The sequence below is a fragment of the Flavitalea antarctica genome, assembly GCF_054461535.1.
Window position 1 is genome coordinate 87636 of sequence record NZ_JBTLQG010000005.1, and the last position, 12933, is coordinate 100568.

The 12933-nt window shown below is 45.8% G+C and carries 5 protein-coding genes; 3 read left to right on the plus strand and 2 right to left on the minus strand.

Annotated features, from left to right (window positions below; all coding sequences use genetic code 11):
- Positions 1-117: 117 nt before the first annotated feature.
- Positions 118-441 carry a GYD domain-containing protein gene (locus tag ACX0G7_RS07345; protein WP_458922790.1) on the plus strand — a complete coding sequence of 108 codons (324 nt, stop codon included), beginning with the start codon at positions 118-120 and terminating at the stop codon, positions 439-441.
- A 202-nt stretch (positions 442-643) separates the two neighbouring features.
- Here ACX0G7_RS07345 and ACX0G7_RS07350 read toward each other — a convergent pair whose 3' ends face one another.
- Together ACX0G7_RS07350 and ACX0G7_RS07355 are read right to left on the minus strand one after the other, a co-directional pair.
- Positions 644-2785 (minus strand): glycoside hydrolase family 31 protein, encoded by a 2142-nt coding sequence (locus ACX0G7_RS07350; protein ID WP_458922791.1) that lies wholly within the window; start codon positions 2783-2785, stop codon positions 644-646.
- A gap of 156 nt (positions 2786-2941) precedes the next feature.
- Positions 2942-3658, minus strand: coding sequence for a hypothetical protein (locus ACX0G7_RS07355; RefSeq protein ID WP_458922792.1), 717 nt, complete (start codon positions 3656-3658; stop codon positions 2942-2944).
- Positions 3659-4634: 976 nt separating this feature from the next.
- On the opposite strand from ACX0G7_RS07355, the gene ACX0G7_RS07360 reads away from it, so the two are divergent.
- Together ACX0G7_RS07360 and ACX0G7_RS07365 are read left to right on the plus strand one after the other, a co-directional pair.
- Positions 4635-10910: an MBG domain-containing protein gene (locus ACX0G7_RS07360; protein WP_458922793.1), complete on the plus strand. Its 6276-nt coding sequence runs from the start codon at positions 4635-4637 to the stop codon at positions 10908-10910.
- Positions 10911-10985: 75 nt separating this feature from the next.
- Positions 10986-12926 (plus strand): adenylate/guanylate cyclase domain-containing protein, encoded by a 1941-nt coding sequence (locus ACX0G7_RS07365; RefSeq protein WP_458922794.1) that lies wholly within the window; start codon positions 10986-10988, stop codon positions 12924-12926.
- The last annotated feature ends 7 nt before the right edge of the window (positions 12927-12933 follow it).

Consider the following 12933-nt stretch of genomic DNA (forward strand, 5'->3'; position numbering starts at 1 on the left):
AAAATGCGCTACCTGCCAATCGCAATCAGTAAACGCTCAAATGGAGACCAGTGACCATTATAAAAACGGGGCAAATCCGAAAAGCCATAAGAGTAGGAATCCTTAAAACGTTAAACAATGAAAAAGTATTTAATCAAAGGAGTGTATAACTCCGATGGAATGAAAGGACTTATGCAGGAAGGTGGAACCGGGCGCAGGAATGCTATTGAGAAAATGCTGATGCCAATCAATGGCAAAATTGAGGCATTTTACTATGCATTCGGCGACGCGGATGTTTATCTCATTATCGAATTGCCGGATGATATTTCCGCCGCGGCGGTAGGCTTAAAAGTAAACGCCGCGGGCCTTGTCAGGATTTCAATCACACCCCTGATAAGTCCGGAAGATATCGACGCAGCATCCGGCAGATCCTTTACTTACAGGGCTCCGGGTTCAAAATAATAAACAATGATCACATGAAGGATAGTCGACAATGAATAGATGAAGCAAGGCACATAAACCAGTTGCCTTATCAGGAAGTCAATAGTCTAAAGGATCATAATTAACCTTATTGAACAACAGTTGCCGGGAATCCTGGCAACTGTTATTCAATATAATGTGTGGGTTAATATAATTTGCGAAGAAAGATGTGTCCGGGAACCGGCTATTTCGTCATAAAAACAAAATCAACCTTGCCCACGGTATTTGGTTTTCCGGGCTTTGGTGCTTCTATACTACCAGACAGTTTTCCTGCGGCATCGCGGCTGACTTTTATTTGTCTCCAGCTGTATTCACCCTTTTCATAATTGAATGTTTCACCGTCATCGTCATATAAGTTATAGGTTGATGGAGCCGTACCGTAGTGACGGATTTCCAGGTCGACCTTAGCACCGGCTTTTGGCGCATGCAGGGCCGGTTTCATCATAGGGATGATACTGCCGTCTTTAACATATACGGGAATCTTATTGAGGCCGGGCCTTACCGTAATGACGGTTCCATCGCCAACAAAATCGCCGGTAAAGAAATCATACCACTTTCCTTTGGGCAATACTACGGTACGTGAGGTGTCTCCTGCAAATAATGGCGCGATAAGCAGGGATTCACCCGCCATATACTGATCCCGGATCTCTTTTGTTGTTGCTTCCAGGTAAGGATTTTCTTCAAGATCAGTACTTCCGGTTTCCTTTTTCATCTGTTGTTTGAAACCCGGTTCCAGCGCCATTCCGCGGAACGGGGGTGTCCCTTCAAAATGATATTTTGCAAACTCACTATACCAGTAAGGCATCATCTGCATACGCAAGAGTGCCAGCTCTTTTACCTGGGTGGCTACCTCGGGATATGACCAGGGTTTTGTGCCGCTTGACCAGGCATTGATCATGGCCATCGGGGAAAAGATGACGGTTTGAAAACGTCTTAACCATTCTTCTGCCGTTTTTGAAGCACGGACCTCCGGGGTCCATAACACTCCGGCAGTGCCGCTGTTTATAAGGGCGGTTATAAAATCACGGTGATTATAGTAATCGTTGTAGATAACATAAGGCATCGATACTCCACCACCATTACTTGCGCGCACCAACCCATAGGTCCGTTTGTTTTGTTTATAGAACATTTCAGCACTATACCTCATCGTTAACAGGCCATAGGTCTGGCGTAACTGTTCAGCTGCGAGCCCTGAGGGAAAGGTGGCTACATCCGGCCATAACCATTCGTCATAACCATCAACTTCATCAATCTTATACCCACTAACGCCGATGCTCACCTGATCTTTCGAAAGCTGATCAAAAAATATCTTCCTGGCCTGTGGCATGGTAAAGTCCGGCACCTCGCCCACCCAAACCGTATGCGAGCCTGTGTAAGGGGTTATGGACTTATAAATTGAAGCCTGTTTGGACACATAGGGATTGATCCACAGGTTGAGGCGTATGCCCTTATCAAGCATTTCTTTTACAAATTTCTGTGGATCAGGGTAGCGCTTTTTATCCCATTCAAAAGTGCCGGGGTAAGACCTGCTTTGCCATCCGGGCTCAAGTCCCACAAAATCCAGGGGATATCCTTTTTCTTCAAACATCGCCACCTCAGCAGCTACTTCGTCAGACGTATACAATGACTTCACCCGCTGGGTAAAACCCAGGCCCCAACGAGGCGGCAATGGCCCTCCGCCATTGAACAAATTGAATCGTCTTACGGCATCAAGCGGAGTAGGACCTGAAAAAATATAAACCTCCGCCCCCGGAGCGCCAACAGACATCTCGACTGCATCTGAATACGGCCGGGCGGACCAGTCCTTTTCAGAGTTCCTATCCTTTTCTACCGGGGGATTTTTACTGTCCTTACGGGATCCACTACCCGCATATACGGTTATGTATCGCGCAGCATTTATGAATACACCGTAACCCATCGACGAAACGTAAAAAGGAGTAGGAGCATGTGTCCGTCCATTATCTTCCTTACCGTAATGGTCCACGTGGAGCTGCAGAATTTTGCCTCTCTGGTGAATTGTCTGGAAGTTCAGGCCGAAACCATAGATCTCTTCTTCTTTGACCAGGGGAAAGCGCAGCTGCGTTTTTCCATCTGTAACCATTGTCCATATCTCCGAACTATCCAGCGGGAATGTGCCGGCACCCAACTTGTTTAAACCGTCGATATAAGGCTTGGCACCAGATGCTGTAAGCAAATTATAGGCTTCCGGTTTACCGACATCGGCCTTCCAGACGCCCGGGGCAACGAGCTTCCAGTTTAACTGGGATAAGGCGGTGGAGGTTAAACATAAGATTAATGCGGAGAGAATCAATGGAGGTAGTTTCATAAGCTCTTTAGCTATCGTTTGACGCAATCTACTGCGCTAAATTGACTGTGAAAAGAACTTTTCAGGTATTCCACATCAGGGCGTCATTTGTTGGAAAGCAACCCCCGAACAACCATCATGTAAACGGCCCTTAACTGGTAAGGGCCGTAACAGGGATCATTTGGAACTCAGGTCTTTTCGATGTGTTGTCATCTCACTCCAGGAGTGTTCTATACCGTTTTTTAAGAATGTGATATAATTGCTCCAGGTACCGGCTCCGTTTGCCGCTTCGTATCTTTCTCTAAGCGGTTTCAAATAACCGGGTGTTCTTTCTTTTAGTCCTTCCTTGTAACGGGTAACTACAATAAATTGGGGAGGGCCGGAGGCGCTCGCTTCATAAACGGCCACGGTCTGGCTTCCTTCCCAGGCTTTTTTAAAGGTCTTTAACATCGCCTCTGCTTCATCAAAATAACCTGGCTTGTAAAAAACATGATTAATTACAGTTTTTTCCGAAAACGCCGCAAGTTGTACAGTACTCAGATCGGCACGATATACCAGGTAACCGCTTTCGTATTTTTCTGTCGTAAGCGGCATCACATTTTGCGTCCAGTCTTTCGTATGTTCAGCGCCGAGATCTCCCCTTTTGTCCATTGCCTCCCAGGTGGTGGGCCCTTCTACAATCAGGTAACCACCTGCATTGGGGCCGGAATCAATGAAGCTCACCCGCCAGCTTACATCCCCTTTGTGATACTTTTGTGCGTGTGCGGCCAATGCTTTTTCAAACGCCTCTACCTTGTCGGATTTTACAAAAACACGGTTGAAGCTAATGAGGGTTTTGTCCTGCCCTGCTGCCATCAATGGCAGGAGGAACAGCACGAGAAGTAGTTTACTCATGTGTAAATGTTTAAAGGTTAAATAAAAAGCATCCGTAGAGTCAGAAGCAAAAAGGGGGATTAAGCGTTTGCGCGGTAAGCCTGGATAAGGAGTATAATAAAGCTACAAATCTTAATTGAACTCAGCCTAAAGTTGTTTTCCGGTATCATCATACCAGCATCATCAATTTATGCATCTCCAATTTCTTGATCCAGGTCAAATGTCCAAAATGCAAATTTTTGACAGAATAAATACAAACCACTCAGTAAGCCGGGCAATTTCTATCAGACAATAAGATGATTGGAAACGCTTACCAATAGTAACCATTTTTGTTCCGGGATCAAGCTGAAATAAGCCATGGATCAGACGCAAGCAATCAAACAATGAATTTCAATGGCTTATTGGTCAGTGAAAGATAATGTAGCATCAGGATTAGTGGCCTGTACAAACGCGACAAAATAAATAATAAAAGAACCATTCAGGGTTGCTTTTCGCTCCCGAATTGCAATTGCCCAATACATTTTGAAGCACAGTAATTATGTTTTATCAATCGCGAAACATTATTCCGGCTTAGTAAGAAAAGCGTTTTCAAAATTTTTTCAGGAGGAAATACTGTTTAGTTCCGGCTTAGTCCGTCGGGTTGCCTGGAACAATGGTAGCCTCCCTGACCTTGAATTATTTTTATTTATTGCTGATTTATTGCAATAAATTGCAATTAAGAAGCTATTAAGATATCCCTTTGCCCAATCTCCCAATGTAAAATTTAATGATGCAGTGTGCCCCGGGGGGCGATTTAATTTAGCAGTTTGCAGCTTTATTAATTAAGGTTACCCTGATAGTAGTTTACGTACACTCTGATACATCTCAAGAAAGAATCTGTTACTCCGTTTGGCCTATGTTAATGGTTGTTTGCTGTATTACCTCAGCGGTATGGTTCCGCCGTAGTACAGTAAACCTGTCACTGAGATTAATTCATGTATTATTAAACTGCTTATTGATGAAAGGGTTCCTTCTTGCATTTCCGAAATGTCTTTTTCTTTTCCTGATCGCGTTTGCTGCCCAAACGGTTCAAAGTCAGGCCCCTGTTGAATTAAAGGTCAAGGATTTTGCTATCTGGGGTGGAAGTGCCGCTCCGGGTTCATATAATTCTGCCCAGGGTGTTTTTCTGAAGAACGCATCAATGATTGAGGGTAATATAGGCTCCAACCATATGGTTGACATCGAAAACAACCTGAACCTCAAAGGAAATATATATAGTGGGAACAGGGTTGAAATCAGTAATACTACAAGGATAACCGGCGATATATTCGCAAACCGGGCGGGAACGAATTTAAACCCGGCAATAAGCCTTGGTAACGATCTGATCATTACCGGCAATCTTACCGCTAATGGAAGGATAGCTGTCGGAGCCGGAACGGTAACCGGTACGGTTGGCGTGCCTGCCCCGACGAATACAAACTACACCGGTCCGGCGCCTTCGGGAGGTTTTGCTCCCACCGTTGTTCTTCCGGTTATGCCTACACTCCCTGCTAACACGCCATTTGATGGCCAGGTTGCCCCCAGCAACAACAACACGAATATTTCCAAATCACAGCGTATTTCCGAGGGTGTGTACCGCAAACTTTCTTTATCGGGAAATCAGACACTTACTTTTAACGGGCCGGGAAACTATATTTTTTACGAGGTAGACAATGCTTCCAAAACGAATAACCTTGTCTTTGATTTTTTAGGCACAACTGAGGGTTCCATCAACATTTTTATCATAAAGGATGCGCGTTGGGGAAACATTTCAGTCAATACTATCAACGGTAACTTTCCATCCAGAATTTTTACCGAAGTTCATGGCACCGGATCTTCTTATGGGAATGCGTTTTCCATTGAAGGGGCCGGAGCCATGGTTGCCGGAAGGAATGCCTGGATGGGTAATGTGTGGGCACCGAATGGCGCGATACTCATAGATAAGACCTCATTACAGCCTAATGGCACACCGCATATTATCGGTGGGTTATGGAGTGGCAAACGTGTCGAGATAAAAAACGATATCAGGATCGTTTACCAGGCTGCTGCAGTAGGTACCGGTCTGACTTATATAGAACCATATGTTCCGGCACCCGTGAACGGAAAAGTATTACCGGCGAATAATAAGGTTGGAGCAGAGCTAACCTCGTTGATTCAAAATACGGTAGCTATATCGGCCATACAGGATAATGAGATGTTCATCCTTGATGGCCAGGGAAATGTGATGATTGAAGTAATCAGCAATCAGTCCAATGATTATACTTTGAATACTTTAAGGCCACAGCTGGTTACTTTAGGTATGACCAATATCGTGAACAGTAACGCCCACAAAAGGACGATAACAGGTAATTTCCCGATTAACAGGTTATCCCAGCTTGCCGGTATTGCTGCGATTCAATTTATCCGGCCTTTATTTCCACCCATCAGTAACACAGGATTAATCACCAGCCAGGGTGACGTTACCATGCGATCCAATACGGTAAGGGATCGGTTTGGACTAACCGGAACCAACGTAAAAATCGGTGTGATCTCCGATAGCTATGATGCAAAGGCAGGAGCCCAGACTGATGTAAACGAAGGGGATTTGCCAGGGGTGAAATCCAATGGACAACAGTCAGAGAATCCTGATGCGGTCCAGGTGGTTGAGGACCTGATCGGAAGTGGTAATGATGAAGGCAGGGCAATGTTGCAGATTGTACATGATATTGCTCCCAAGGCGAAACTTGCATTTAGTACCGGCTTTCTCAGCGCCGGACATTTTGCTGATGCTATCAGAAGACTGGCATCCCCCACCCTTGAAGGTGGACGCTGCGATATCATTGTTGATGACCTCACCTATATCACAGAACCTTTTCAAAGAGATGGGGTGATTGCCGAAGCGGTGAATGAGGTTGTGGCACAGGGAGTGACCTATTTTACTTCCGCAGGTAATTTTGGCAACAAGTCATACGAATCCGAATTCCGCGGAGTGACCAACAGCTCGGTTATTGCTACCGGTCAGGTCCACAGGTTCGGTGCTACTGCTGCAGATCTCTATCAGACCATAAATCTTAAACCAGGCTCGTATACAATCGTTTTACAGTGGAGTGATGAGTTCCGCTCTCTGGGCACAAGTGGTGTTCAGACTGATATGGATCTGTATCTTGTCAACGCCAACGGTTACAGGTTGTTCGGTTTCAATCGTAGCAACATTTCCGGAGATCCGTTTGAGATTTGTGCCTTTACTGTAAGAGATACGACTAATGCAAAGTTGATGGTTGTAAGAGCGGCGGGTACTTCCAATGTCCGATTCAAATACATAATATTCCGTGGCGATCCTACCATCCTCAACTATCAAACCGGTACCTCAACGGTTGTTGGTCATGCCAACGCCGACAGCGCCATAGCTGTGGGCGCTATGCTTTATGCAAATGTTCCACCTTTCACCCCAGTGTGGCCCGGCGTCGCTTCTTTCTCTTCAAGGGGAGGAACGGTGACACTTACCGGAAGTACATTTGGCGTGCGCAATAAACCTGACCTGGTTGCACCTAATGGAGTGAATACTTCCGTGAATCTGGGTGGAGCACAGTTTAATGACGGTGATACCTACCCGAACTTTTTCGGTACATCCGCAGCCGCGCCCCACGCCGCCGGCGTAGCGGCCTTGTTAGTCGAGGGTAGAAAAAAATTCAATCTCCAGGCTCTCGTTGCTCCCCACGAATTAAGACAGCAACTGAAGTCTTCCGCAGGCAGATTTCCAAACATATCAGGTGAGTTCTCTTTTGATGGGGGTTACGGATATATACAAGCTGATTCAGCTATGGCGCAGATCGCCAACGCAAAGCCAATCATTTCTACGCTCGAACCCGTTGTTCCTGGCGCACAGGGCGGAACTGATCCGTTCCAGGTAAGGATTGCCGGTAGATATTTTGCTCCCAATAGTCAGATCTACGTTGATAACGTACCTGTCCCAACAACTATCTCCACCGATCCTGCAACGGGTATCAGTACCGCAACGGCAACAGTAAACGCTATCCCTTCAGGACAGGATCCGGCATTCCAGATCTTCAATCCTGCGAAAAGCGTGAGTGGGTTAGACGGCGGCTTGTCTGAAAGCCTCCGGTTCTTTAGCTCTGGTGTATTGATTATCGTAAAGGCTGAAAATAAAAGCCGCAGATATGGCCAGGAGAATCCTGTGCTTACCGCACAGATTTCGGTTAAGATCGGTGATCAGATAACGGATATCAAGCAAACCAGCCTCTCACTGTTTGATCTGAAACTGGACAACCTGGTTCTTGGCACCTTTGCCACTTCAACGAGCACTCCGCGTAGTTATGGTATATCGATCGCAAGGGCGAATGAATTGCCAGCGGACGACCCGCTTCTTTCACAATACAGTTTCAGATTTGAAACCGGGACGCTTACGGTTGAAAAAATGACTTTGAAAATTACGCCGGAATCAAAGACAATCAAATATGGTGATGATCTTAATGGCATTACCTATACCTATCAATTTGACACAGCAGGTGTGGTTGCTCCGCATCTCCTTGAGGAAGTAAAGGCGCTGCATACAAAATACCTTGCGGCAAACGGACTGATAGTTCTCAACGGCTTCAGCAGTATCAATTCACAAATTGCTCCTTTTGATCTGACGAATATCGGTGCAATGGCGAGCTTCCAGTCTGTGCTCAATGCAAGAAAGTTTACTACTGAAAACGGCCAGCTGAAAGCACCTCCGACCGCTATAGATATAGCACAGATAGGGGAACAGCGATTTATAGTTGATGTTTCAGCCCAATCATTACTGAATTACAGATCGGATCCGGCTAAATCCATGATGGTACAGGCATCGCCAAACCTTAATGCAAGAGCGTTTCTGAATCTCAAGGTATTGACAAATGGTTCCGCTGAATCTGCAGTCCCCGGGGAGGATTTTGTACCAATGGTTAACGGGCAGTTGCTTGCAATGGTGAATGGCCAGTTAAGAGCACTGGTTAACGGACAATTAAGAGCACTGGTGAACAATGTGTGGGTAGATGCAAGCGATATCACTTTCGTGAATGGCCATCTAAGAGCACTCGTTAACGGTATATGGACGGTTATACCTAATGGCCAGCTAAGAGCGCTGGTAAACGGGCAGGAAATAACGGTAGAGCTATCGTTGCTAAACGGACAACTGAGAGCGCTTGTGAACGGGCAGGAAATGACATTGGAGAACGGTGAGTTGACGGTCAATGTAAGCGGGCAACAGTTCACTCTCGCAAATGGTCAGCTCAGGGCCCTGGTTAATGCACCGTTGACTCCTTTAGTAAACGGGCGGTTGCTTGCGATCGTAAATGGTGAACTCCAGCCAGCTCTGGACGGACAGCTTGTTGCTATCATCAATGGTCTGCTCCTGGTACTTGTAGATGATACGCTGCAGGTTGCTGAAGATCTTTCAATAGTAAATGGCCAGCTAAGGGCACTGGTTAATGGTCAGCTAAGAGCCCTGGTGAACGGCCAGTTAAGAGCCCTGGTGAACGGGGTGCTGGTTGATGTACCGACAACAAGCTTCAGTCTTGTTAACGGACAGCTGAGAGCTCTGGTAAACGGCCAGGAGGTAGCTTATGTAAATGGACAACTTCGCGCTCTTGTAAACGGACAATTGCGCGCATTGGTGAATGGTGACGGAGTAGCAATCGACAGTGTAACACAATTTGCAAACGGGCAGCTGAGAGCATTAGTCAATGGTTATTATGTTCCGATTGCCAACGGGCAATTGAGGGCGTTGGTCAATGGCCAGCTTTTGTCAATGGTCAACGGTCAGCTAATGGCAGTTGTAAATGGCCAGGTAGTTTTTATAGTGCTCCAGAACGGTCAATTAAGGGCCCTGGTGAATCAGGAACTGGTGGACTACCCGAACGGGGACCCGCTTAAGGCTATCGTAAACGGGCAATTACAGGAAGTGAATAGTTATGTTATTGAAAACGGCCAACTGAGGGCCATTGTAAATGGGGAACAGTGGGTTTATCCTAACGGTCAGCTAAAAGCGATTGTAAATGGCCAACTGAGAGCACTTGTGAATAATTTCGACGTGAGTGGTCCGAACAATAATGCAAAGACACTAGTACTGGTTGACGAAGACGATATCAACCTGCAGGCGGGTGATCTGGGCGGAATGATTTCGATGAATATGATCACAGGACTTGAGGCAGGCTCCCAGGTTCTGATGCCCGGCGCTTTTGTGAATTCAAATTTCGAGGTAACCTATGGAGTGGCTAGCGTACTGATCACGAAAAAACCATTGGTCGTAACAGCTGAAAACAAAACACGACGTGTTGGAGAGCCAAATCCGCCATTCACTACAACCTACAGCGGATTTGCGTTCGATGATACCGAAGCTTCGGTGTGTCAGCCTATCCAGATCCCGCCAACAACCAAGGTGGTCGATCTGCTGGAAAAACGCACAACATATACAGATGTCAGGATCAACGGCACATCGAATGTTTACTATGCCACACCAGGCGAGAACCTGACACTGACAGGAAGCTGGAACCAGGTGTACTTCTCGGATCTGATCCCCGGCTACGTCCCCTATTGTCCGGGTTGCATAACACAGATGTATATCGGTATGAGCAATGACGATCAAAACGGAAACAACTTCGATGTCTGTTATGATATAAGTGGCACCTTCCCGCATGCCGGGGTGCTGAATAATGCGTTCGTTGCGCCAACGCGGCCGGGAGTGTATTATATCACCCAGAAAACAGATTGGTGGTTCTACTGTTACCAGTTCGGGCATATTTATCACGAACAGGATGCAAACAATGCAATAGCAGTAGTTGTCGTAGAGCCCGCGAACGGCGTTTCGAATAACACAACCGCAACCCTTTCATCGCCGGCCGGCAATTATCCCATTGTTGTTGGTGGTTGTTATTTCAATTCAAACTACAGGATAATATTCCAGGACGGTAACCTGGAAGTCACTGAATCGACCAGTCTAAAAAGCGCTCCGAAAAAAATAGTGTCCGAAAAACCTACGGAACCGCAATTGCGTAAAGACATGTTGTACCCTAATCCAGCGACGCTGAGTGTGAGGATGCAGTTGAATAAAGATGTGCGCAACACGGCAGACATCCGGATCTATGACGGAGTAGGTAAATTAAAATCGGCTCCATTAAGAAGAATAAGTGAAGGCAATTATGAGATAAATATTTCGGCGCTTTCCAGGGGAATTTACATTATAGAAGCAAAGACTGCTTCAGGCACAAAAACATTTAAATTCATAAAAATCTGATGAAGCAAAGAAGGGACCGCAACTCCCTTCCTGCTTTTTCCATCGTAACCCAATTGTTAAGTAAACAGGACTACCATGAATCGAAGAATCTTTTTTTTACTGGTGGTTGTAAACCTCTCGGTTGCATCATATGCGCAAACACAGGCTGTAAATGACTCTGCTGCAGTAGACACGTTGATCGCAGAATTAAAACGCGTCCAGGGGGTCGACTCTGCCAAAGCTGTCAGTCTTGGATTCAAAGCAAAAGAGATGGCGGAGAAATTGAATTATGCAAGGGGCACCGCAAATGCGCTGAAGCAGATCGGGATGGTGTATTACAACCGGCAATGGTTTGCGGAAACCCTTCCTTACTGGGTTCAATCTCTGGAAGTCTTTGAAAAAATTGGTGACGATATTGGCATCTCGAATATGATGAATAATATCGGGGCGATCTATCTCAACCAGGGTGCGGATGAGAAGGCACTCGAATACATGTTGAAATCTTTGCAACTCGCAGAAAAAATCGGGGATACCCTCAGGATAGCAACTGCGCTGTCAAATGTTGGCGGTATCTATCATAACAAAAGAGATCCTGTTGCCATTAATTACTTACTTAAAGCCATACCATACCTTGAAGGTAGCAGCTACCAGCCGGAATATATCGGCCTGACAGCAAATATCGGCGAGGTCTATTTCGATAACAACAACACCGAAAAAGCATTCGAATACTTCAGGAAATCACTGAAGGCCGCCGGCAACACCTATGACGCCACTTTCGGATACAGTGGCCTGGGCAAAACCTATATGAAAGACGGCAACTATGAACTGGCACTTCAGAACCTGGAGAAAGCGTTATCGATCGCCCAAAAAGAGGATGACAAGCTACAAATAATCAGGGTTCTCAGGGCACAGGGCGAGGTTTACCAGGAACAGGGTATGACTTCAATGGCCATCGATTATTTTCACCGGGCCCAGGAAATCGCAGAAAACATCGATGATGTATTGCCCGAGCTCAGCGACCTCTACAAGGCGATGGCGATTTCATATGAAAAACAAGAGGATTATTCCAACGCATACAAGTTCAAGACCCTTTATGTCAACATCAAGGATTCCCTGTACAGGATCGACACGAAAAAGAAACTGAACCAGCTGCAATTCGACTTTGAACTCTCGAAAAAAGAAGGCGAGATTGTTTTGCAGGACGCAAAAATCAAAACCGAAAAAGCCGCCCGCATGGCGGTCCAGATAGGATTGGGTCTGATCGTTATCATTGCGTTTATCATTTACCGGAACTACCTGCAAAAGGTTAAAGTCAATAAGATACTGGATAAACAAAAGGATCAGATCGAGCACCTGTTACTGAACATACTACCGAAAGAAGTGGCTTCAGAGCTGCAGACAAGCGGTAGATCAGTGCCGCGCCATTTTGAAGAAGTTTCTGTTTTATTCACTGATTTCAAAGGTTTCACTTCTATTGCAGACAAATTATCTCCGGAAGATGTAGTAGAAGAGCTCAATGAATGTTTCATGGCTTTTGACAACATCATGGAAAAATATAATCTTGAGAAAATAAAAACTATAGGAGATTCTTATATGTGCGCGGGTAATATGCCTTCACCAGATCCTGACCACGTGTATAAGATGATCAAGGCTGCTATCGAGATACAGCAGTTCATCGAAAAGAATAATCGAAGCCGGGAAGAAAAAGGCCTTGAATCCTGGGAAGTAAGGATCGGTGTGCATACCGGCCCCGTCGTTGCAGGCGTGGTAGGAAAAAAGAAATATGCTTATGATATCTGGGGTAGCACGGTCAACATCGCGAGCCGGATGGAAAGCAATGGCGTTCCTGGCAGAGTCAACATTTCAGCATATACATACGAAATAATCAAACACCGTTTCGATTGCAGCCACCGCGGGAAGATCTATGCAAAAAACCTGGGTGAACTCGACATGTATTTCATCGAAAGTGAAAAAATTACAGGTGATTCGAAAACTGCCCTTATTGATGACAAGGAGATGTATTTACATATGCAATAGAAGCCTT